Raw genomic sequence first — 22,430 nt, 5'->3', positions numbered from 1 at the left:
CCTCAGCGTCGCGCGGCCGGCAGCCAGGGCAGCGCGAAGACGATGGCGAGACCGGCCGGCGTGGCCAGGGCGAACCAGGCAACCGGGCCGATGGCCCAGCCCCAGGCCAGGATGCTGAGGGCGGCCGATCCCGCCAGCCCGGCCCAGCCCAGCCCCTGCATCAGCCGGCGGCGCGCCCTGCCCGACGCGCGCCCGAAACGGTCGCGATGGTGCCGGTCCATCGCCAGGCACAGCCCCGACAACCCGGCCAGGGCCAGCAGGAAGGCGAGCGTGCCGGTCACGCCGCCACCGGGGATCCGATGCCCGTCCGGCGATCGGGCAGGATGGCGGGCGCGATCGCGGACGTCTGGAGCATCGGGACCTCGGCTGGGGCGGGCAGGGATCGGCAATATCGCTACTGCGAGGCGATTGCAAGACTCGCAGCCCCCTACCGGAGGACCGCGGTCGACGGGCGGCGCTATGGGGCGGCCGCGCCTTCGCTGGCCGGCCGCGGCGGCTGGAGGAACAGCAGCGCCACCAGCGACAGGCCGGTCAGGCTGGCGGTGAGCGTCAGGGCCCAGAGCGGTCCCGCCCGGTCCAGCACGAGGCCGAACAGCAGCGGCGAGGCGCCCTGGAGGATGCGTGCCGGGGCGGCGATCAGACCAGTGCGCAGGCCGTAGCCGGCCGGGCCGAACAGCGCCAGCGGCAGGGTGCCACGGGCGATCGTCAGCAGGCCGTTGCCGGCCCCGTGCAGGATGGCGAAAACCGCCGCCGCCGGGCCGCCGACGATCATCAGGATGCCGGCGCCGATCGGGTGCAGGCCGGCCGCCAGGCGGGCCGAGGTGAGCGGCGAGAAGCGTTGCAGCAGGCCATATTCAATCAGCCGGGCCGCCACCTGGGCCGGGCCGATCATGGCGGCGGCCGCGATCGCCAGCGTCGGCGTGGTGCCCAGCGCCTGCAACAGGCGCGGCAGATGGGCCGCCATCGCCGTCGAGACGAACCAGCAGGCGGCGAACACGCCGGCCAGGATGTACATGGCGCGCGGCGCGCCGATGCCAGCGGGGGGCGCAGCACTGCCCGCGGCCGGCGGCGGCGGTGCCGGCGGCACCAGCAGCAGGTTGAGCGGCAGGGCCAGGAGCAGGTGCAGCCCGGCCCAGATGACGCAGGCGCCGCGCCAGCCATAGACCTCCGCGAAGAAGGCCGTGGCCGGCCAGCCGACCGTGCTGGCGAAGCCCGCGATGAGAGTGATCCCCGTGATCGCCCCGCGGGCGTTGCGGCCATAGAGGCCGGCCACGGTGGCGAAGGCTGCCTCGTAGAGGCCGAAGCCCATGGCCAGGCCCAGCACCGCCCAGGCCAGGGCAAGCCCGGCCAGGTTCGATGCCATGGCCAGCAGCAGCAGGCCGGCCGCGAAGACGATGTTGGTGATGGCCAGGATGCTGCGGCCGCCCCGGCGGTCGATCGCGTGGCCGGCGATCGGGCCGACCAGGCCGGAGAGCAGCAGGGCGGCCGAGAACGCGCCGAAGAACCAGTCGCGCGACAGGCCGAGGCTTTCGGCGATCGGGTCGGCCAGGACGGCCGGCAGGTAGTAGCTGGACGCCCAACTCAGCGTCTGGGTGGTGCCCAGGGCCGTGATGACGGTGGCACGGCCCCCCTTCCACGCCATCAGCCGCGCTCGTACCAGGCGCGCGAGCGCCGCACGATATGGACGACGGACAGCATCACCGGCACCTCGATCAGCACGCCGACGACGGTGGCCAGCGCCGCCCCCGACTGGAAGCCGAACAGCGCGATCGCGGTCGCCACCGCCAGCTCGAAGAAATTGGAGGCGCCGATCAGGGCGGACGGACCGGCGACGCACCAGGCGACGCCCAGCCGGCGATTGAGCCAATAGGCCAGGCCCGCATTGAAATAGACCTGGATCAGGATGGGCACCGCCAGCATGGCGATGACGGTCGGCTGGCGGACGATCTGTTCGCCCTGGAGGCCGAACAGGAGGACCAACGTCGCCAGCAGCGCCGACAGCGACCACGGCCCCAGCCGGCGCAGCGTCCGGTCGAGACCGGCCGGACCGCCACGGGCCAGCGCCGCGCGGCGCCAGAGCTGCGCCACGATCACCGGCACGACGATGTAGAGCCCGACCGACAGCAGCAGCGTGTCCCACGGCACCAGGATCGAGGACAGGCCCAGCAGCAGGCCGACCACCGGCGCGAAGGCGACGATCATGATGAGGTCGTTCAGCGCCACCTGCCCCAGCGTGAAGTGCGGCTCGCCATCCACCAGGTTGGACCACACGAAGACCATGGCCGTGCAGGGTGCCGCCGCCAGCAGGATCAGCCCCGCCATGTAGCTGTCGATCTGGTCGGCCGGCAGGTACGGCCGGAACAGCAAGCCGATGAAGAGCCAGCCCAGCAGCGCCATCGAGAAGGGCTTCACCAGCCAGTTCACCCCGACCGTGGTGGCGATGCCGCGCCAGTGCGCGCCGACCTGGCCCAGCGCCGCCAGGTCGATCTTCAGCAGCATCGGCACGATCATCAGCCAGACCAGGATCGCGACCGGCAGGTTCACTTCCGCCACCGTGGCGGTGCCCAGCCACTGGAACAGGCCCGGCAGGGCCTGGCCGGCCAGGATGCCGACCACGATGCACAGCGCCACCCACAGCGTCAGGTAGCGTTCGAACAGGCCCATCGCGGCAGCCCCGGCCGGCGCGGCCGGAATGGCGGACTGGCTCATGCCGCCTGTTCCTTGCGCGCGCAGCAGCCGGTGGCGGCCACGGCAATCGGCGCCGGCACGGCCTCGGCCGCGGGGCTGCAGCAGGCCGCGGCGGGCTCGGGCTCGGCCTTGGCCGGGCCGCAACAGCCGGTGGCGGCCGGAATGCGCACGGCAGCCGTGGCAGACGGGCGGGTGTTGCACACGCCGGTCTCCGGCAGGACCAGTTCGACCCGGGCGGCCGCGTCCTGGTCGCCGGCCAGGGCGGCGGCGATCGAGCGCACCTGCTCGTGGCCGGTCGCCAGCAGGAAGGTGGGCGCGCGGCCATAGCTTTTCATGCCGGCGATGAAGAAGCCCTCCTCGGCATGGGAGAGTTCGCGGGCGCCGTGCGGGCGCACCGTGCCGCAGCTGTGCAGGTTGGGGTCGATCAGCGGGCCGATGCCGGCCGCGCATTCCAGCCAGGGATCGAGCGACAGGCGGATCTCGCGCAGCATCGACAGGTCCGGCCGGAAGCCGGCCGCGACGACCAGCTCGTCGGCCAGGAACGAGGCCGGCCGGCCATCATGCAGGCCGACGACGCGCAGCGCCCGGTCGTCGCCCGGCCGGATCTCGGCGATGCGGAACGGCGACAGCACCTCGACCGCGCCGCTCTCGACGAGCGCGCGGGCCTGGCTGCCGAGCGCGCCGCGCGCCGGCAGGCCGTCCAGCTCCTCGCCGCCGAAAGCCGCCTCCACCCGCTCCTTGCGCATCACCCACAGGATCCGCGTCTCCGGCACCGCGTCCCGCAGGGCGGCCAGGTCGATCAGCACGTTCAGCGCCGAATGCCCGCCGCCGATGACAGCCGTCGTCCGGCCGGCATGGCGCGCCCGCGCCTGGCCCAGCACGTCGGGAATGCCGGTCGCGATGTGGCGGGCGGCCGCTTCCTCGCCCGGCGCCGGCAGCCCGTCCGACCCGGCCGGGTTGGGCGATGTCCAGGTGCCGGATGCGTCGATCACGGCCTTGGCCTCGAAATGGCGCAGCCGGCCGGCCGGGCCCGCCACCCGCAGCACGAAGGGAAGGTCGCCGCGCCCGGCGGTGCGCACCTTATCCGAGCCGCGGCGCGTCACCGCCACGACCCGCGCGTCGAGATGGATGTGCGGCGCCAGCGCCGGCAGGGCCGCCAGCGGCTCCAGGTATTCCGAAACCAGCTCGGCGCCGGTGGGCGTCGCATCCGCGGGCGGCGCGATCCAGCCGGCCTCGCGCAGCAGCGCGCCCGCCTGGCGGTCGACGCAGTATTCCCACGGCGTGAACATGCGGACATGGCCCCACTGGCGGACGCTGTGGGCGATCGCGGGACCGGCCTCGAGCACCAGGGGCACTTCGCCCCGGGCCAGCAGGTTGGCGGCGGCAGCGAGCCCGACCGGCCCGGCCCCGATGATGGCGACGGGGAGGTTGGAGGCAGTCATGTCGAAGCCTTTCGCGAAAGGGGGGCGATGGCGGGCACGCCCGGATTGTCGGCGGCCGTGGTGGGAAGGCAGGCGGCGGCAGGCACGCAGGTTGCGGCGGGCGAGCCGCTGCAGCAGTTCTCGGTCAGGAAGCCGATCAGCCCGTTCATGGCGGCGTACTCGGCCACGTAGATGAGCGAGCGTCCTTCGCGCCGGAAGGTCACCAGGTCGGCCTGGCGCAGCTGGGTCAGGTGGAAGGACAGCGTGGCCGAAGGCAGGCCGAGCTGGTCGCCGATCTGGCCGGCCGGGACCCCGGCGTCCCCCGCCTGCACGAGCAGGCGGAAGATATCGAGCCGCGTCTCCTGCGCGAGGGCGCCCAAGGCGGCGATGGCTGATTTCTTCTCCATATTTCCAATATTATGGAGACGACTTCCTTCGTCAAGGGCCAACCTCGCCCGGAGGCGCGGCGGGCAGCCGGAACGTGATGGCCCAGCACAGGGCCAGCATGGCCGCCGAGCCGGCGAGGCAGCCGGCGAGGCCGCCCGCCTGGTACAGCAGGCCGGACAGCAGGGTGCCCCCCAGGCGCCCCATGGCATTGGCGGCATAGTAGAAGCCGATGTCCTCGGCCGCCTTCTTCGATCCGGCATAGGCGAGGATCAGGTAGGAGTGGAGGGACGAGTTCACGGCGAACGGCAGGCCGAACAGGGCGAGACCGGCGGTGGCGACCATGTCCATCCGCCAAGTGCCGGGATCGGCCACGGGCACGGCCAGTGCGACCGCCAGGATCGCCGGGACCGCCAGCAGCAGGCCGCCCCAGAGCCGGGCGGCCGGCACCTCTCGGCTCAGCCCGTCGGGGCTCCGGGTCACCAGCATGGGGGCCACCGCCTGGACGCCGCCATAGGCAATGGTCCAGCCGGCCACGAAGGCCCCGACCTGGAGAAAACTCCAGCCATGGGCATAGAGGAAGACCGGCAGGCCCACGACGAACCACACGTCGCGAGCCCCGAACAGGAAAATCCGCGCGCCCGCCAGCAGGTTCACGGACCGGCTCTTGGCGAACAGCTCCCGCATGCTACGCGACGAACCGGCGCGGCCGAGCGCCGGCGGCAGGGCGAGGACGACGGCCACGAGGATGCAGCCGATCAGCCCGGCCATCAGCCACAGCGCCGGCCGGAAGCCGAGGAACTCCAGCAGCAGGCCGCCCAGGAAGAAGCCGAAGCCCTTCATCGCGTTCTTCGACCCGGTGAACCAGGCGACCCAGCGGAACAACTGCCCCTGCCCGCCCGCGGCCGTCGCCTTGATGGCGGATTTCGACGCCGTCTTGGTGATGTCCTTGGCGACGCCGGCGACCCCCTGCGCGGCCACCACCCAGGCGACCGACAGGATGGCGCCCCAACCAGGATCCAGCGCGGACAGCATCAGCAGCCCGCCCGCCTGCAGGAGCAGTCCTGCCGCCAGCATGCGGCCGATGCCGAAGCGCGACACCAGCCAGCCGCCGCCCAGGTTGGCGGCGATGCCCGCCGCCTCGTACAACAGGAACAGGAAGGCGAGCGTAAACGGGGTGTAGCCGAGGCCGAAGAAATGCAGCAGCACCAGCATCCGCAAGGCGCCGTCGGTCAGGGTGAAGCCCCAGTAGGCGGCCGTCACGATGGCATAGCTGCGCCAGCCCGCCATCACGCCCCCACCCTTCGTCACACCCCGGCCCGCAGCACGATGCTGGCGAGGTCGACCATGCGGCAGGCGTACCCCATCTCGTTGTCGTACCAGGCATAGACCTTGAGCATGGTACCGTCGGTCACCAGCGTGCTGGGGGCATCGACGATCGCGCTGCGGCTGTCGTTGGCATAGTCGACGGAGACCAGCGGCCGGTGCTCGATGCCGAGAATGCCGGCCAGCGGGCCGGCGGCCGCTTCCTCGAACAGGCGGTTGACCGCATCAGCCGTCGTCGGCCGCGCCAGTTCGAAGACGCAGTCGGTGAGGCTGGCATTCAGCACCGGCGCGCGGACCGCGTGACCGTCGAGCCGGCCACGCAGTTCCGGGTAGATCATGGCGATCGCCGTCGCACTGCCCGTCGTCGTCGGCTGCAACGAGTTCATGGCCGAGCGCGCGCGACGCAGGTCGCGGTGCGGTGCGTCGACCACCACGTTCGTGTTGGTGGGGTCGTGGATCGTGGTGATCTGCCCGTGCCGGATGCCCAGGGCCTCGTGCACGACCTTGACCACCGGTGCCAGGCAGTTGGTCGTGCAGGACGCCGTCGTCAGCAGGCGATGGCGCGCCGGATCGTAGAGCCCGTCATTCACCCCCACGACGACATTGAGGGCGGCTGCATCCGCGACGGGGGCGGCCACGATCACGCGCTGCACGCCGCGATCGAAATAGCCTTGCAACTGGGCGGGGTCGCGGAAGCGGCCGGTGCATTCGAGCACGATGTCGCAGCCGAGATCGCCCCACGGCACCGCGGCCGGGACCGCCCCCTCGCTGAAGCCGATGCGACGGCCGCCGACCCGGATGGCGCCGGGGTCTTCGACCGCGATGCCGGTGCGCCAGCGGCCGTGGGTGCTGTCGAACTCGAGCAAGTGGGCGGCGGCCACCGCGCCGCCCTTGATCTCGTTCACATGCGCGATCTCCAGGCGGTTCCCCGCCCGCGGGTCGCCGTCGGCCCGTTCGACGCCGCCCAGTGCGGCGCGCAGCGCCAGCCGGCCGATCCGACCCATTCCGTTGATGCCGATTGCCATTGCGCTTTCCCCGTTTCACGCCCGGTGGGCCGGTGGTCGCGTATCGCCGATCCGGTCTAGGCATGTCTGGGCGCCGGCCCGATCCAGCAGGTCGAGCGGCAGCCGGCAAAGCGCCACGAGGCGGCGGCGCAGGCCGGCATAGAGTTCGTCCAGCAACACCCGGCGCTCCACCGTGCTGCCGCTGAACTTCGCCGGATCGGGAAGGGGCCAGGCGGCGCGGATGGCCCGGCCGGCGAACGGCGGCGGTGCCCCATCCGCCGGCATGTCGCAGAGCGTGATCACGAAATCCATCGGCGCGCCGACGGGGCCGGCAAACTCGTCCCACGACTTGCTGCGGAGATGGCCCACCGCGTGGCCGAGGGCCCGCAGCAGTTGGACGACGGCGGGCAGCGGATCGGCGGCCGGCTGCGGTCCGGCCGAGAAGGCCCGGAACCTGCCGCCGCCCACCTGGCCCAGGATGGCCTCGGCCATGATCGAGCGCGCCGAATTGCGCTGGCAGAGAAACAGCACGCTGTAGCTGGCCGACAGGGTCGCCGGTTCCGGCGGCAGCAACCCGTCGACCAAGGCCATGGAAGCGTAGTCGTCACCCAGGCACAGGTGTGCCGCGCAACCGATCAGCGACCGCAGGCCCGACGGGGCGGCCGCGTAGATCATCTGCCGGCCCTGGCGGCGGCCGCGGATCAGGCCGGCCTTTTCCAGGGCGGCCAGGTGAAAGGACAAGGTCGAGGCCGGCACGCCCAGGGCCGCCGCCAGCTCGCCCGCGACCGCGCCGCCGGGACCGGCGGCCACCAGCCGGTGCAGCAGCCGGACCCTTGTCTCCTGCGAGAGGGCGGCGAAGACCGCCGCGGCCTGATGCGCTTCCATGGCGCGCATCTTATCGCTTCTATTCTTCTCGAATAATGGAATATTGGTGAAGCTTCCGTGTCGCCGCGGTCGATGCTTGCGAACAAAACAGGAATCATGCTTCCTCGCGGACGATGATCCCCAGGGCCGACCCGACCGCGCGCGACACCCTCCTTGAGAGCCTGAACCCGCAGCAGCAGGCGGCCGTCCTGCATGGCGAGGGGCCATTGCTGGTGATCGCCGGCGCCGGCTCGGGCAAGACCAGCACGCTGGCCCACCGCGTCGCCCGGCTGGTGGCGGACGGCGCCGACCCGCGCCGCCTGCTGCTGCTCACCTTCTCGCGCCGGGCGGCGGCAGAGATGGGGCGGCGGGTGGAGCGCCTGCTGGCCCGCCTGCCGGGACCGCAGCGGGCGTCGCTATCCTGGTCGGGCACGTTTCACGGCATCGGCGCCCGCCTGTTGCGCGAGCAGGCCGAGTGCATCGGACTGGCTCCCGGCTTCACCATCCTCGACCGCGAGGACGCGGCCGACCTGATGGGGCTGGTGCGGCACGAGCAAGGCCTGTCCGGGCGCGACAGCCGCTTCCCGCTGAAGGCCACCTGCCTTGCCGTCTATTCCCGCGCGGTCAATGCCGAGGCCGAGCTGGAGACGGTGCTGGACCTGGCCTTCCCCTGGGTCCGGATGTGGGAGGCCGAACTGCGTCGGCTCTTCGCCGGCTATGTCGAGGCCAAGCAGCGCCAGCAGGTGCTGGATTACGACGACCTGCTGCTCTACTGGGCGCAGATGATGCTGGAGCCGGAGATCGCGGCCGAGATCGGCGGCCGCTTCGACCATGTGCTGGTGGACGAGTACCAGGACACCAACCGCCTGCAGGCCAGCATCCTGACCGGCCTGAAACCCGACGGCCGCGGCGTCACCGTGGTCGGCGACGACGCCCAGGCGATCTATTCCTTCCGGGCGGCCACCAACCGCAACATCCTGGACTTCCCCGGCCTCTATCGCCCGCCCGCCCGCATCCTGACGCTGGAGCGCAACTACCGTTCGACCGGGCCGATCCTGGCGGCATCCAACGCCGTGATCGCGCTGGCGCCGGAGCGCTATGCCAAGGACCTGTGGTCGGACCGGCTGTCGGGCGAGCGGCCGCAGCTCGTCACCGTGCGCGACGAGGCCGACCAGGCGCGCTGCGTCGCCGAGCGCATCCTGGCCCATCGCGAGGCCGGCCTGGCGCTGAAGGAGCAGGCGGTGCTGTTCCGCACCAGCCATCACAGCGGCATGCTGGAGGTGGAGCTGGTTCGCCGCAACATCCCCTTCGTGAAGTTCGGCGGGCTGAAGTTCCTCGATTCCGCCCATGTGAAGGACCTGCTGGCGCTGCTGCGCTGGATCGAGAACCCGCGCGACCGGGTGGCGGGATTTCGCGTGCTGCAGATCCTGCCGGGCATCGGTCCGGCCATCGCCGGACGTCTGCTGGACCGGGTGGCCGAGGGCTTCGATCCCGAGCTGGCCCTGGCGGCGGCCCCGCCGCCGGCCCGCGCCGAGGCCCTGTGGCCGGACTTCGTCGCCCTGGTCGGCCGCCTGCACCGCCGGGCCGCCGGCTGGCCGGCCGAGATGGCCGATGCCCGGTCCTGGTACGACCCGCTGCTGGCCGAGCGCCATGCCGACGCCGCCGCGCGCGCCGCCGATCTGGTGCAGCTCGAGCAGATCGCCGCCGGCTATGCCAGCCGCGAACGCTTCCTGACCGAGCTGACGCTGGACCCGCCCGGCGCCACCAGCGACGAGGCGGGCGTGCCGCTCCTGGACGAGGATTACCTGATCCTGTCGACCATCCATTCCGCCAAGGGGCAGGAGTGGACCGCCGTCCACGTGCTGAACGTCGTCGATGGCTGCATGCCGTCCGACCTGGCGACCGGCCGGGCGGACGAGATCGAGGAGGAGCGCCGGCTGCTCTACGTCGCCATGACGCGCGCGCGCGACCATCTGGCGCTGATGCTGCCGCACCGCTTCTACACCCACCAGCAGGCGCCGACCGGCGACCGCTACGTCCATGCCGCGCGCACCCGCTTCCTGCCGCCGGCCCTGCTGCCGCTGTTCGAGGAAGTGTCCTGGCCGCCGCCCGCCCGGCCGACCGTGGTGGCGACCGATTCGACCCGGCGCGCGGTCGACATCGCGGCCCGCCTCCGGGCGATCTGGCGATAGGGTCCTACGGAACGGAGCGGTCGATCGCGAAGTCCGAGAACCAGTCCTCGCGCCCGCCGGCGATCAGGCGGTGGATCATGCGGGAGGCCAGGAAACTGAAGGTGATGCCGTTGCCGCCATAGCCGTAGGCCGCGTGGATGCGCGGCCGGTCCGGCACCGTGCCGATCAGCGGCAGGCCATCCACCGTGCTGCCGAAGACGCCCGACCAGACATAGTCGGCCGTGGCCACGGCCGGCGGCCACAGGGTGTGGAGCTTGGCCAGCAGGGTACGCGCCTTGTCGGGCATGGCCTGGTCGCGGGCGTCGGGCTCGATCAGGTCGGGGTCGTCCTCGCCGCCGATGACGATGCGGCCGTCGTCGGTGGTGCGGGCATAGGCGTAGGTCTCGCTCGCCTCCCACACCAGCGCGCGCTCCGGCCACAGCGCATCGGGCCGCTGCACGGGCGTGGCCACCGCCCAGCTCGAGGCCAGCCGGTGCAGGCCGGCCGGCACGAAGTCCGGCATCACATAGCCGGTCGCCAGGACCACATGGTCGGCCTCGATCGTGCGGCCATCGGCACATCCGACCGTGACCGAGGACAGCCCCGAATTCCACGCCACCGCGTCGGCCGCCAGCAGCTTGGCACCGCGCCGGGTCGCGGTTTCCAGCAGCAGCAGCGACAGGCGCAACGGGTCGGCGTCGGCCGATCCGGGGGCGACGATCGCCGCTTCGCGGTCGAAGCCGAAGCTCTGCCGCAGCAGGCGATAGTCGAGGAAATCGCCCGGCAGGCCGGCGCGGGTCCGCAATTCATGTTCGGCCAGCAGGTCACGCGCGCCGACATCGCCCGCCGCCAGATAGACGGACTGCCGCTGGCGGAGCTGGCAGCCCAACCCCAGCTCGTCGATCACCCCGCACAGGCCGCGCGCGGCGGCATAGCTGCGCTGGTAGATCCGTGCCGCCCGCTCGAAGCCATAGAGGTCCGCCAGCTTGCCGAGCGGCGTGTCGATTTCCCATTGCAGCATGGCGGTGCTGGCGGCCGTGCTGCCGAAGCCTGGGCGCTCTCGGTCGATGACGACCACGTCCAGCCCCATGCGGGTCAGGTGCTCGGCCATCAGCGACCCGGTGATGCCGGCGCCGACGATCAGCACGCCGCAGCGCAGGTCGGCCGTCGGCGGCCGCATCTCCGGCAAGGTGACGCCGGCATGCCAGGGTGCCACCCCGCCGCGCAGGTCGGGCTGCGCCGTCGTTTCCGGCTCGAACATGGTGGGTTGGTCTTTCCCGGGTGGATGAACGGGGCACGTTCGGGATCAACGCCGACGCCCGGCTGGCGGTGGCACGCTCGGGGAAAATAGTCGGCGCCAGCCGGGAACTCCCCTCCCGGGGGCCGGTTGTCCCTCTATCTCCGGCCGGAGAATCGAACCCCACCCGATGGAGAGATAATCATGGCCAACCCCCAGAACCCGAACAGCAATCCGGCCCAGAAGCCGAACCCGCAGCAGCAGCAGAACCAGCAGGATCCCAACCGGAATCCCGCCGATCGCGACCAAGCCCAGCAGGGCGAGCAGCGCCGCCCCGGCAGCCCGGGCCAGCAGTCGCAGGATCCCGGCCAGCGCAGCGGCCAGCACGACCAAGCGCACAAGCGCTAGGGTCCACCCCGAGAGCCAGGGGAGGCCATGCGGCCTCCCCGCCTCTCACCCCGCATTCAGGACCGCCCCCTATTCAGGACCGCCAGGGCAGCAGCAGGCTCTTCCAGGGTCGCCGCTGCATGTGGCGGATTTCCGCTTCTAGCAGCGTCGACCAGTCCGGGCGCCGCGCTCCCGGATAGCGCCGCAGCCGCAGGACGGTGGCGTTGCGCAGCAGCACCAGGGCCCCACCGATGCCGGGCAGCAGCCCGGCCGTCAGGATCGCCAGGGCCAGCGCGATCGTTGCCACGAGCAGCGAATATCCCAGATTGTCGAAGACCATCAGCGCCGCCCGCCGCCCCAGGCCGGGCGGCCGAGCCATATCCATCGCCGGCAGCAACAGGACCGCCCACAAGGCCACCGCGATCCCGGCCGCCGCCAGGATGGTGGCAGCCATGATGCCGGCCGTGCCGCCGTCGGCGAGCCGACCGACCAGGGAGACGCATCCCATCGCCAGGCCGGTCAGCGGCAGCGCCGCCAGCCCCGCCGGCAGGACCGTCGGCCACAGCGCCTGGCGCAAACCCGCCAAGTCGACGGCGCGATGCTCGACCCAGCCTGCGACCAGGACCGCATAGGCCGCCAGCGTCATCGCCAACAGGGCCGCACCAGCCAGCGCCACGACCGCCAGCAGGGCGGCATTGCTGCGGGCGGCTGCCTCCAGCGCCGTCACCACCATCGTCGCCAGCCCCAGCACCAGGATGTTGCCGGCGAAGATCGGCACCAGGCCATCCCAGGTGTCGACGAGCGACTTGCGCAGGACGAGCCCCAGCATCGGCGGTCGTCCTGTCCTGCCCCTAGGCCGCCCGGACCTCGACCCGGCTGCCATCGGCGGCGAACGCGTGCAGCGCTGCCACGTCGAGCGCCAGCGCCAGGGCCTGGGTCTCGTCCGGCAGGGTGCCGCCGGCCGGCAGCAGCAGCGCGATCTCGCCCAGGACCGTGTTGGCATGGCCGTAGCTGCGTTCGCCCAGATGCTCGGCCGCAGGCTTGGTGTGCGAGAGCGGCGGCAGGCGGCCGGGTTCGTCCGGCCCGGCGACGTGGATATGCTCGGGCCGGATGCCCAGCACCTCGGGCTGGGCAGCCAGCCGGACCGGCAGGGTGACGGCCAGGTCCGGCCCCAGCGTGAAGCGGGTGCCGCCGGCCTCCTCGGCCATCGTCTTCACCGGCAGGAAGTTCATCGGCGGCGTGCCCATGAAGCCCGCGACGAAGCGGGTCGCCGGCTGGTGGTAGACCTCCATCGGCGTGCCGATCTGCTCCACGTTGCCCGCGCGCAGCACGACGATGCGGTCGGCCAGCGTCATCGCCTCGGTCTGGTCGTGGGTGACGTAGAGGGTGGTTACGCCCAGTTCGCGCTGCAGCCGGCCGATCTCGAGCCGCATGCGCACCCGCAGTTCGACGTCGAGGTTGCTGAGCGGCTCGTCGAAGAGGAACAGCCTGGGCTCGCGGATCATCGCCCGGCCCATCGCGACGCGCTGGCGCTGGCCGCCCGACAGCTCGCGCGGCAGCCGGTCGAGCAGCCCGTCGATGTTGAGCAATGCCGCCACCGCCCGCACCTTGGCGTCCAGTTCGGCGCGCGGCCGGCGGGCCATCTTCAAGGGGAAGGCGAGGTTGCCGTAGACGGTCTGGTGCGGATAGAGCGCGTAGCTCTGGAACACCATGGCGGCCCCGCGGTCGGCGGCCGGCACGTCGATGACGCTGCGGCCGTCGAGCAGGATGTCGCCGGCCGTGGCGTCCTCCAGCCCGGCCACCAGGCGCAGCAGGGTGGACTTGCCGCAGCCGGACGGGCCGACCAGCACCACCAGCTCGCCGTCGGCGACGGCGAGGTCGAGGCCGGCCAGCACCGGCGTGCGGCCGAAGCTCTTGGCCAGGCCGCGAAGTTCGAGGGTCGCCATCCGATCAGCCCTTTACCGCGCCCGAGGTGGCGGCCCGCATGAAGAGTTTCTGCAAGGCCAGGTAGATGGCCAGGATCGGCACCAGCGACAGCAGCACGCCCGAGAAGATCGCCTCGAAGTTGGTCGACTGGTTGCCGCCCAGCGTCGCGATGAAGGCGGGCAGCGTGTACTTCTCGGGCGACAGGAACAGCAGCGGGTGGATCAGGTCGTTCCACTGCCAGGGCAGCGACACCGAGGCATAGACGGCGAACGGCGTGCCCATCAGCGGCAGCAGGATGCGCGCGAAATAGTCGAGCCGGCCGGCGCCGTCCATGTAGGCGGACTCCTTCAGCTCCTTGGGGATGCTGGCGATGTAGGCGGTGAAGACCATGGTCGAGAGCGCCGTGCCCTTGATGTTGAGCAGGATGAGCGACAGGTAGCTGTCGCCCAGGCCGAAATACCGCACCAGGATCAGGTATTGCGGCAGCATGATCATCAGGGGCGGGATGATCATGTTCAGCATGTAGCTGTTGTAGACGAAGACGTGCCAGCGCCGGCGCAGGCCGGCCAGCACCGACCCGGTGGCGATGCCGAGCGCGCCGCCGATGGCGATCGACAGGCCGACCACCAGCACCGTCGCCAGCAGCGACGACAGGAAGCCGCCCTTCAGCACCGTCAGGATGCCGTTGTACTTGGTGAAGGGCTCCAGGTAGGCGCGCAGCGCCGCCTCCTCGACCTTGCCGTCGGCCACCATCTCGCGCAGCGTCTGCTGCGGGTTGAGGTAGCCCTTGATGCCGAGCGACCGGCGCAGCTCGCGGCTGTCGAGATTGTAGGTCGAGAAGAGGTCGCCGATGCGCGCGTCCATCTCGAGTTCCGGCCGCGGCGGCACCCACAGGTGCAGGCGCGTCGCCTCCATCGTCGGCACGAAGGAGCGGACGGCCAGCAGGTAGAAGGGCACCAGCGTCAGCGCGCAATAGATCGCCAGGCCGGCAACGAGGAGAGCCTTGCGGTTCATGCCCCCGATTCCCTCATGACCGGTAGTCCCGGCGCTTCTGCCAGCGGTTCAGCGCGAAGGCGGCAATCAGCAGCGGGAAGAACACCACCAGCGAGGCGGTGATGCCCTGGGCCAGGGTGCCGTCGCGGCCGCTGCTGAAGCCCAGCTTGTAGATCAGGATCGACAGGAACTCGGCATTGGGGTTGCCGTAGAGCGCCCCCAGCCCGACCAGCTCGTCGAAGATGCCGAACGACCCGATCAGGCAGAAGACAGTCGCCATGACGATCGCCGGCACGATCTGCGGCACATAGACATGGATCACGCGCTGGACGTAGCGGGCACCATCGAGCTTGGCCGCCTCGATCGTCTCGGGCGGGATCGTCAGCAGGCCGCCCAGGAAGATCGCCATGTTGAAGCCCGCCGTCTTCCAGCCATAGATCACCGGCAGGACCATCAGCATGGTCCATTCGTCCTTGATGTTGATGAGGTTGCGGCCGAGGCCCATGGCCTCCAGCGCCAGGTTGATCGTGCCCGTGTCGGGTGAGAACAGCATCAGCAGCAACAGGCCGACGCCGATGCCCGAGACCATCCACGGCACGTAGATGACGGTGAAGAAGACGCCGACCAGGCGCGACTTCAGCTCGAACAGGGCCAGCGCCAGGATGAAGCCGAAGGCGAACACCATCGCGTAGTTCAGTACCGTGAAGATGACGGTGCGGCGGACGGCGGCGAAGAAGCGCTCGTCGAGCGGCGGCCGGAACAGCGCCTCGATGTTGTCGAGCCCGACATACTTGATGCTGGTGTCGACGAAATCGGCCTGGTCGGTGAAGAGGATCGGCAGGGCGATGGCGAACGGCAGCAGCGTCAGCGTGATGTAGAGCAGGTACTGGGGCAGCAGGAAGGCCAGGTCGGCCGCGGTTTCCCGCCAGCCGCCCGCCCGGAAGCGGCGACGGCGGCCGGACCCGGCCGCCGTCGTCTCGACTTTGGACGCCACGAAGCGTCTATCCCGGCGACAGCCTGGTCAGCGCTGGTAGGCCGTGTCCCACCGCTGCTGCAGCTTGGCCGCCAGGCCCGCCAGGTCGGTCCGGCCTTCGATGTAGTCGCCCAGCAGCGGGGCGAAGGCATCGTCGGTCAGGACGTAGGGCGTGCCCTTCTTCTTCCAGCGCTCGGCCGAGTGGCGGCCGCTGACGCTGGTGTCGAACTTCACGTTGGCGTCCAGCGCCGGCTTGATGACCCGCACGAACTGCGGGTTGGTCAGCTTCACGCCGCCCGCCGACGACACGTCGAGCGCCGGCAGGAAGCCCAGCGCCTCGGCCCGCAGCTTCACCGCCTCCGGCCCGTTCCACCAAGTGAAGGCCTTCACCGTCTCGGCCTGGTTGGCCTTCTTCTTGTTCACCTCATAGAGGGCCGAGCCGCCATGCTGGGTCGTGCCGTCGGTCCACACCAGCCCGTCCTTGTTGGGCGGGAAGAAGAAGCCGTCGATGTCGGCGCGCGGGTTCTGCGCCAGCACCTTCGTCCACAGCCAGGGGCCGTGGAAGGTCAGGATCGACTTGCGGCCGATGAAGCTCGCCTCGAACTCCGTCTCCCAGGCGCGCTGCCACCACTTCGGCGGCAGGTAGCCCTTGTCGGTGAATTCCTTGTAGAGCGCGATCGCCGGCAGCAGCGGGTTGCGATCGAGGTCGGTCCACTTGATCTCGCCGGCATAGAGCGCGCGGATGTCGGCCTTGCTGGCGCCCATGCCGACGGCCCAGGCCTCGATGATCACGCGGCCGATCATCAGCGGGTGCCAGCCCATGTCGAGGACGTATTGCAGGTCCTTACGGGTGGCGGTGTAGGCCTTCAGCTTCTCCAGGAAGGCGCGCAGGTCGTCGACCGTCTTGATCTGCGTCTTGGGGTCGAGGCCGGCCTTCTTCATCTCGTCGCCATAGAAGATGAAGGTGCTGAAGTTGCCGCGCTGGATGTTGAGCGCCGGCAGGTAGCCCTTCACCCCGTTGGTGACCTCGAAGATGTTGCGCGCGTCATAGTTCAGGCGGTCGAAGTGCGGGTAACCGATCTCCAGCAGGTTCTGGTAGATCTTGTAGTTCTCCAGCACCGGGATGGTGTTGTTGCGGATGTCGACCGGGTTGCCGGCGGCGACGCGGGCGTTGTAGGCCGCCTCGGTATCCTCGTTGATCTGGATCAGCTTGATCTCGATGCCGGGATTCTGTTCCTCGTAGAGGTCCCAGATGCCGCGCTCCTGGGGCGCGAACTCCGGCATGGTCGCGGCCACTTCGACCTGGACCTTCTTCTGCGCCAGGGCGGGGCCGGTGCCCAGCGCGACGCCGAAGGCCAGCGCCAGCGCGAAAGCCGGGGCGGCCGCGGCCAGTTTGGCGGATAGGCTTGTGCTCATCTGGTTCCCTCCTGGGAGCGCCCGCGACCTGCCGGCCGCGACCGCGAAAATCCGGTCGGTTCTTGAGAAGGCCAGCGGCGGCGCGCAGGTTGCCCTAGCGCGGCCGTGGGCCGGTGCCGACGAGGGCCGGAGCATAGCGAGCGGCGGATGCGCCCGCGAGTGGCGAATGCCCTAAAGTCAGGTCCCCCGATCGCCGGATCAGCCGATCCCGTCGGCCGCCTGTTTCCGCCCGATCGCCCCCATGCTGCAACGCATCAAAATTCGCGCCGGGCGCTAGGAAAATTCGGCAGCGACCGCCCTCACTCCGACAGCATGGACAGCGCGGCCTGGCGCTCGCCGGGCTTCAGCTTCACGAACAGGGCACGCGCCTTCTGGATGTCGCGTTCCGTGCCGCTCTCGGCCGCGGTCTGCAGCGCCACCGTCGTCGGGTGGTCCTTGCCGCAGATGAATGCCAGCGCCTTGGCCAGCCGCCCGATGCGGGCCGGGTCCATAACCACTTCTACCATCCGGAAAGCCTTCTCTTTCGGGGCGGGTCCGTTCGTCGATCGATCGGCTATGATCAGCCCTCGCAACCAGCAATGCGCAGAGCGAGGGGATGGAAGCAATGACGGAAGTGCAGGCGGCGTCCGCGGATCGACCGACGGTAGGGTACATCGGAATCGGCCTGATGGGGCGGCCGATGGCGCTGCGGCTGCTGAAAGCGGGCTTCCCGCTGGTGGTCTGGGGCCGCAATCCGGACAGGCTGCGGGACGTCGTCGACGCCGGGGCGGTGCTGGCCGCGAGCCCGGCCGACGTCGCCCGCGCCGCCGCCATCGTCATCACCTGCGTCTCCGACACGGCCGCCGTGGAGGCCGTCGTGTTCGGCCCGGGCGGCATCGCCGAGGGGGCGTCGGTCGGCCGGGTGCTGGTCGACATGTCGACCATCCACCCCGCCCGCAGCCGCGCCATGGCCCAGCGCCTGCGCCAGGCGACCGGCATGGGCTGGATCGACGCGCCCGTGTCCGGCGGGCCGCAGGGTGCCGCCGCCGGCACCATGGCGGTGATGGCCGGGGGCGAGGCGGTCGACTTCGACTTCGTGCGCCCGGTCGTGGCCCACCTGGCCGGCGCGTTCACCCTCATGGGGCCGTCCGGTGCGGGGCAGACCACCAAGATGGTGAACCAGGTGATCGTCGGCGGCTGCAAGTCGGTCATCGCCGAGGCCATCCAGCTCGCCATGAATGCCGGCATCGACGCCATGCGCCTGCCCGAAGCCTTCGCCGGGGGCCGGGCCGATTCCTCGCTGCTGCGCCAGTCGATCCCCAAGATGGTGTCGGGCGACTTCACCCCGACCGGTCACCTGCGGACGATGATGAAGGACCTCGACATCGTCATGGAGCTGGCGCGCGAGACGCGCACGCCGATGCCGATGACGGGGCTGGCAACCGAGATGCACCGCATGATGGTGTCCCACGGCCATGCCGACGACGACACGACCTCGGTGATCGCGCTCCTGCGCGACAAGCCGCTGCTGTAGCCCGGCGTCAATCCGCGGCCGAGGCTGCCGCCCCGACCGCCTCGGCCAGTTCGATGTTGTGGGCGAAGGCGGCGCGGGCGGCAGCCACCACCCGGCCGGGATCGGCCAGCCGCCGGCCCAGCCGGTCCAGGCCGGCGCGATAGGCGTCCTTGAAGGCGCCGATGTCGGGAATCTCCGGGAAGCGGTGGAATTGCATCGCGGCCGGCCCGATCCCCGGCACGGCGGCCAGCAACCGGGCCATGATCCGACCACCGCTGAGGTCGCCCAGGTAGCGGGTATAGGCATGCCCGGCCAGACCGGCGCCATCCCCGGCCGCGGCAGCGTCGACTGCGGCGGCATAGGCCGCGCCCGCCGGCAGCAGCGGCAGCTCGTCCGCCCAGCCGGCGCCGGTCAGGACATCCAGGTCGCGCATGATCGCACCTGCCCGATAGAGCTGCGGCAGCGCCAGTGGCGCCAGCCCGGGCGCCGCGCGATGAGAATCGAGCCCGCGCTCCAGCGCCTGGTAGGCCGGCAGCAGGTTGCGCAGGTAGAGCGCATAGCCATGGCGTTGCACCTGGCCGGCGAGGATCGCGCGGACGATGCCCGCCTGCTCGGCCCGCCGATGCAGGTCGGCCGTGCCCTGGCGCAGCGCCAGCGCCAGGCCGGGCGCTTCGGCGTTCATCCCCCGGCCGGCCGGTAGCGGTCGTACCAGGGGTCGAGATGGCGGGCGAGATAGTCCTCGATCCAGGCGATGTCGTCGGCCGCCAGGTAGTCGCGATAGCCGCCGACCTTGCCGCGCCGCACCTTGCGGGCTTCGGGGTTGGACGGGTCCACCAGGGTCAGCCGCCGGCCGGGCACGGTGCCCGCCGCCTCCAGCGCCTGCATCCGGGCGAAGCTCGAATCCTCGACGACGGCGCGGATGCCGTCCGGTCCCGGGCTCGGCAACTCCAGGAAGGCCAAGGCCGCCGCCAGGCCGGCGGCGGGGTCTGCGACCAGATCCTCGTAGTCCAGGCGCAGCAGGGCGGCCGGCTCGTCCCGGCCGGCCGCCCAGGCGTTGTAGAAGGCGACGATGTTGGGAATGCCGCCCTGCGGGTGGCGCGCGAACGTCGCCATCGTGCCCTGATAGGGGGCCACAGGGGCGGCCTCGTGATTGCGGGTGGTGCGGTGGAAGAAATAGGACACCACCACATCGCGCGGGTCGCGGATCTGCAGCAGCACCCGGCGGCCGCGATAGATGGTCTTGTCGCGCCAGATGTCCTCGACCCGCTTCAATTCGGGATCGTCGTCATGGGTGACAAGAATCCGCGGCAGCCCCGGCCGCAGGCTCGCCAGCCGGCCGAGGTCCGTCGGATCGGCCAGGTCGAGGCCGGTAGCGAGTGCCACGGCCCGGCCGATCATCAGCCGCAGCCAGGTGCGCCCGCATTTGGGGTACTCCAGCACGAAGGCATCGTGGGCGGCGTAGGTCGCCCGGCAGTCCAGCATGCGGGCGAGGCCCGGCAGGGATTGCGGGTCGGTGCCGTCGATCGCAAGGTTGAAGCCGTAGCGCGCCAGATCCGGCAGGCGGGCCGCCTGTGCCCGCAAGTCTGCCAGGCGTTCGGCCGATCGGGGTGCCAGCGCCGCGGCGGCAAAGGCGGCGAAGACCCGGCCCCAGGACACGCTGTCCAACCGGGCCGCGGCCGCGGCCAGTGCCGGCCAGTCACTGGCGCGGAACGGTGCCATCACGGCCAGGGCGTCGCGCGGTCCTAGGGGATCGGTCATGGTCGGGCCTGGGCTCCGGGATCGCGGGCCGCCGCCCCGCGGCAGGCGGGGCAGGAAACCCCTCTATACCCGCCCCGTTCCGTCTTCGCACGCGAACGGCTAGGCTTCGCCGGGCGCAATGTCGGGCACAGGCGGATTGGAGCGGCGATGATCACCCTCTATGGCGCGGCGGCGTCCGGCTCGGTCGCGGTCGAGGCGGCGATGACGCTGCTCGGCATCCGCTACCGGCTGGTCGAGGGCGCCACCTGGATCGACGAGGAGGCCCGCCAGCGGGTCGGCACCACCAACCCGATGCGCCAGGTGCCGACGCTCATCCTGCCGTCCGGCGACGTCATGACCGAGAGCGCGGCCATCCTCGTCTGGCTGGCGGACAGCCACCCGGATGCCGGCCTGGCGCCCGCCCCGGCCGACGCCCGGCGCGGGCAGTTCCTGCGCTGGATGACCTATGTCGCGACCGCCATCTATGCCCTGCACTGGATCAAGCCCGACCCGGCCCGCATCGGCGCACCGCCCGACCTCCATGTCCGGGTCGTCGATGCGGTGCATGACCGGATCGCCGAATGCTGGGCCATCATGGACGGCCAGATCAATCCCGGCCGCTACCTGTTGGGGGAACGACTGACCGTGCTCGACCTCTATGTCGCCGTGGTGTCGCGGTTCGGGCCGTGGCGGCAGCGCTTCTATGCCGCCGCCCCCGCCATGGCCCAGGTCGTCCGCCGCGTCGACGCCGATCCGCGCCTGGCCGATTTCTGGAAGCGCCGCTTTCCCTTCGCCGCCGGCTGGGAAGGGGACTGATCCCCTCCCGCCGGCAGCCTCCCGGTCAGACGACGAAGCTCTTGGGCGGCGCCCAGCCGACCTCGCTGTCGAGGGGGAAGATCGGCCGCGGCACGTTGACGAGCCCGGCCTTGGCCAGCACCGGCGTCGTCAACCCCGGCACATCCACCTCGATGATGCGGTCATGGTCGAACTGCTCGTCGAATCCCGCGCGGAAATGCCCGCGGCTCTTCACCACGAGCGAGCGGACCGTCTTCAGGTCGACGCCGACCTGCTCGATCTGGGCCGGGTCGAGAAGCTGGTTGCGCAGCGAGACCACGACCACGTCGATGCCGCCCAGGCGCAGGCGGGCGCTGGGGCCGAGCTGCTGGGTGCGGCCCACCAGCATGCCGTGCCGCCCGACGACGGTGCCGTCCGCCAGCGCCATCACCTCGGCCGCGGCGGCGAAGGGCTTGGAGAAATCCTGCGTCTCCGACCGGTTGAAGCGCGCCTCGAAGCGGGCGCCGACGCCCAGCGCATGGGCCTCGGCCGCCAGTTCGGGATCGTTGACGATGCCGACGGTGCAACCCTCGACCCCGGCGCGGTGAAAGGCTTCCAGGATCCACATGGTGTTGCCGCGCCCGCCGCCACCCGGGTTGTCGGCCACGTCGGCGAAGAGGAGCGGCGGCAGGGACGGGTCGCGGCCAACCGCCAGGGCCCGGGCCACGGCATCCTCCAGGGAGGTCAGGCGCGGGACGTAGCGCGCGCGATCGGCCCAGGCGCGGGTCGCCACGTCGCGGGCCACGCGGTCGGCCAGATCGGGGTCGCCGGCAGTGGTGACGATCACCGACATGCCGGCCTTGGGCGTGTCGCCGGACGTGAAGCCCGACGCAACCGAGACGTTGACGATGTCGCCGCCGATCAGCCCCTCGGCATAGCGGATGATGTCGGCATAGGGCCCCTCGCTCGTGTTCTGGGTCACCGAGGGCGGAATCAGGGGCAGCTTGGCGTAGGCCTTGGCCGTGCGCATGCCGCCCAGCATGCGGCGCAGGATGGCCGCGCAGTCGGCCCCCCGCTCGGCCATGTCGACATGGGGGTTGCGGCGATAGACCACGAGCGCGTCGGGCTCGGACACCATGCGTCGGCTGAGGTTGGCGTGCAGGTCGAGCGTCGCCACGATCGGCACGTCGGGGCCGACGACGGCGCGGATGCGCTCGAACACCACGCCATCGGGGTCGGGCTCGACGGTGGCGATCGCCGCGCCATGTTGCGACAGGAAGACGGCGTCGACCGGCAGGGCGGCCTGTAGCCGCTGGCACATCTGGTCGACGACGCGGTCGAAGAAGCCCTGCTCGACCGAGCCGCTGGCCCCGGCCGAGGTCATGACGAGGGGCACCGGAACCCAGGGATCGCCGTCGTTCATGGCGCGCCAGAAGCCGCCCAGCGTGGCCGGCATGCGCGGCGCGGGCCGCGCCAGGTCGACCAGGATATCGTCGCCCTCGGCATAGGTGGAGGCGCGGAACTCCGCCTCGGTCGCGACCGGGGCGTGGCAGTTCGATTCGAGCATGAAGCCGCCGATGGCGACGCGCGGCGCGGCAGGCATTAGAAGGCTCCTTCGGGCGGGGATTTCCGGCGGG

General features: G+C 71.1%; 22 protein-coding genes. 4 read left to right on the top strand and 18 right to left on the bottom strand.

The window, feature by feature from the left end; translation table 11 throughout:
• Window positions 1-2: 2 nt before the first annotated feature.
• From STVA_RS27490 to STVA_RS00615, 8 genes are all read right to left on the bottom strand, one after another.
• Window positions 3-281 carry a DUF3325 domain-containing protein gene (locus STVA_RS27490; protein WP_170216475.1) on the bottom strand — a complete coding sequence of 93 codons (279 nt, stop codon included), beginning with the start codon at window positions 279-281 and terminating at the stop codon, window positions 3-5.
• Window positions 282-457: 176 nt separating this feature from the next.
• On the bottom strand, window positions 458-1,642 hold the full coding sequence (locus STVA_RS00645) for an MFS transporter (RefSeq protein ID WP_123690020.1): 1,185 nt from the start codon (window positions 1,640-1,642) through the stop codon (window positions 458-460).
• Window positions 1,642-2,664 carry an ACR3 family arsenite efflux transporter gene (gene arsB, locus STVA_RS00640; RefSeq protein ID WP_123690021.1) on the bottom strand — a complete coding sequence of 341 codons (1,023 nt, stop codon included), beginning with the start codon at window positions 2,662-2,664 and terminating at the stop codon, window positions 1,642-1,644. Before arsB ends, STVA_RS00645 begins: the two co-directional genes overlap by 1 nt.
• A 41-nt stretch (window positions 2,665-2,705) precedes the next feature.
• Entirely contained in the window at window positions 2,706-4,130 is a 1,425-nt protein-coding gene (locus STVA_RS00635) for an FAD-dependent oxidoreductase (RefSeq protein ID WP_123690022.1), read from the bottom strand.
• On the bottom strand, window positions 4,127-4,489 hold the full coding sequence (locus STVA_RS00630; RefSeq protein ID WP_338069541.1) for an ArsR/SmtB family transcription factor: 363 nt from the start codon (window positions 4,487-4,489) through the stop codon (window positions 4,127-4,129). The genes STVA_RS00635 and STVA_RS00630 overlap by 4 nt, the downstream gene beginning before the upstream one ends.
• A 58-nt stretch (window positions 4,490-4,547) precedes the next feature.
• Window positions 4,548-5,783, bottom strand: coding sequence for an organoarsenical effux MFS transporter ArsJ (gene arsJ / locus STVA_RS00625; RefSeq protein ID WP_123691261.1), 1,236 nt, complete (start codon window positions 5,781-5,783; stop codon window positions 4,548-4,550).
• 17 nt (window positions 5,784-5,800) lie between these two features.
• A complete protein-coding gene (locus tag STVA_RS00620) occupies window positions 5,801-6,844 on the bottom strand; it encodes an ArsJ-associated glyceraldehyde-3-phosphate dehydrogenase (RefSeq protein ID WP_123690024.1) in 1,044 nt (347 codons plus the stop codon).
• 15 nt (window positions 6,845-6,859) lie between these two features.
• Complete coding sequence (locus STVA_RS00615) at window positions 6,860-7,708, bottom strand: metalloregulator ArsR/SmtB family transcription factor (protein ID WP_170216476.1); 849 nt, start codon at window positions 7,706-7,708, stop codon at window positions 6,860-6,862.
• A 113-nt stretch (window positions 7,709-7,821) separates the two neighbouring features.
• Between STVA_RS00615 and STVA_RS00610 the strand changes: the two genes are divergently transcribed.
• The gene (locus tag STVA_RS00610; protein ID WP_123690025.1) at window positions 7,822-9,879 is read left to right on the top strand and encodes an ATP-dependent helicase; all 2,058 of its coding nucleotides are present in this window, start codon (window positions 7,822-7,824) and stop codon (window positions 9,877-9,879) included.
• A 4-nt stretch (window positions 9,880-9,883) separates the two neighbouring features.
• Here the strand turns inward: STVA_RS00610 and STVA_RS00605 are convergent, their stop codons facing one another.
• Complete coding sequence (locus STVA_RS00605; RefSeq protein WP_123690026.1) at window positions 9,884-11,119, bottom strand: NAD(P)/FAD-dependent oxidoreductase; 1,236 nt, start codon at window positions 11,117-11,119, stop codon at window positions 9,884-9,886.
• Window positions 11,120-11,299: 180 nt separating this feature from the next.
• Here STVA_RS00605 and STVA_RS00600 point away from each other — a divergent pair, with 180 nt between their 5' ends.
• Entirely contained in the window at window positions 11,300-11,503 is a 204-nt protein-coding gene (locus STVA_RS00600) for a hypothetical protein (protein WP_123690027.1), read from the top strand.
• A gap of 73 nt (window positions 11,504-11,576) precedes the next feature.
• Here the strand turns inward: STVA_RS00600 and STVA_RS00595 are convergent, their stop codons facing one another.
• The 6 genes from STVA_RS00595 to STVA_RS00570 form a co-directional block, all read right to left on the bottom strand.
• Window positions 11,577-12,311 carry a hypothetical protein gene (locus STVA_RS00595; protein ID WP_123690028.1) on the bottom strand — a complete coding sequence of 245 codons (735 nt, stop codon included), beginning with the start codon at window positions 12,309-12,311 and terminating at the stop codon, window positions 11,577-11,579.
• Window positions 12,312-12,333: 22 nt separating this feature from the next.
• Complete coding sequence (locus STVA_RS00590; protein ID WP_123690029.1) at window positions 12,334-13,428, bottom strand: ABC transporter ATP-binding protein; 1,095 nt, start codon at window positions 13,426-13,428, stop codon at window positions 12,334-12,336.
• 4 nt (window positions 13,429-13,432) lie between these two features.
• Window positions 13,433-14,422 carry a carbohydrate ABC transporter permease gene (locus STVA_RS00585; protein WP_123690030.1) on the bottom strand — a complete coding sequence of 330 codons (990 nt, stop codon included), beginning with the start codon at window positions 14,420-14,422 and terminating at the stop codon, window positions 13,433-13,435.
• A gap of 13 nt (window positions 14,423-14,435) precedes the next feature.
• Complete coding sequence (locus STVA_RS00580; RefSeq protein WP_123690031.1) at window positions 14,436-15,395, bottom strand: carbohydrate ABC transporter permease; 960 nt, start codon at window positions 15,393-15,395, stop codon at window positions 14,436-14,438.
• A 27-nt stretch (window positions 15,396-15,422) separates the two neighbouring features.
• Complete coding sequence (locus STVA_RS00575) at window positions 15,423-16,790, bottom strand: ABC transporter substrate-binding protein (RefSeq protein ID WP_170216477.1); 1,368 nt, start codon at window positions 16,788-16,790, stop codon at window positions 15,423-15,425.
• 299 nt (window positions 16,791-17,089) lie between these two features.
• Entirely contained in the window at window positions 17,090-17,296 is a 207-nt protein-coding gene (locus tag STVA_RS00570; RefSeq protein ID WP_123690033.1) for a hypothetical protein, read from the bottom strand.
• Between the two features lie 161 nt (window positions 17,297-17,457).
• Between STVA_RS00570 and STVA_RS00565 the strand changes: the two genes are divergently transcribed.
• On the top strand, window positions 17,458-18,303 hold the full coding sequence (locus STVA_RS00565; protein ID WP_170216478.1) for an NAD(P)-dependent oxidoreductase: 846 nt from the start codon (window positions 17,458-17,460) through the stop codon (window positions 18,301-18,303).
• Window positions 18,304-18,310: 7 nt separating this feature from the next.
• Here STVA_RS00565 and STVA_RS00560 read toward each other — a convergent pair whose 3' ends face one another.
• A complete protein-coding gene (locus STVA_RS00560) occupies window positions 18,311-18,964 on the bottom strand; it encodes a biliverdin-producing heme oxygenase (protein ID WP_123690035.1) in 654 nt (217 codons plus the stop codon).
• Window positions 18,961-20,040, bottom strand: coding sequence for a sulfotransferase domain-containing protein (locus tag STVA_RS00555; RefSeq protein WP_123690036.1), 1,080 nt, complete (start codon window positions 20,038-20,040; stop codon window positions 18,961-18,963). Before STVA_RS00555 ends, STVA_RS00560 begins: the two co-directional genes overlap by 4 nt.
• Window positions 20,041-20,187: 147 nt before the next feature.
• On the opposite strand from STVA_RS00555, the gene STVA_RS00550 reads away from it, so the two are divergent.
• Window positions 20,188-20,835: a glutathione S-transferase family protein gene (locus tag STVA_RS00550; RefSeq protein ID WP_123690037.1), complete on the top strand. Its 648-nt coding sequence runs from the start codon at window positions 20,188-20,190 to the stop codon at window positions 20,833-20,835.
• Window positions 20,836-20,860: 25 nt separating this feature from the next.
• On the opposite strand, the gene STVA_RS00545 is transcribed toward STVA_RS00550, so the two are convergent.
• The gene (locus tag STVA_RS00545; protein WP_123690038.1) at window positions 20,861-22,396 is read right to left on the bottom strand and encodes a M81 family metallopeptidase; all 1,536 of its coding nucleotides are present in this window, start codon (window positions 22,394-22,396) and stop codon (window positions 20,861-20,863) included.
• Between the last annotated feature and the right edge of the window lie 34 nt (window positions 22,397-22,430).

Source organism: Stella humosa (assembly GCF_006738645.1).
Classification (GTDB): Bacteria; Pseudomonadota; Alphaproteobacteria; order ATCC43930; family Allostellaceae; genus Allostella; species Allostella humosa.
This window is presented reverse-complemented; position numbering and strand designations above follow the sequence as displayed.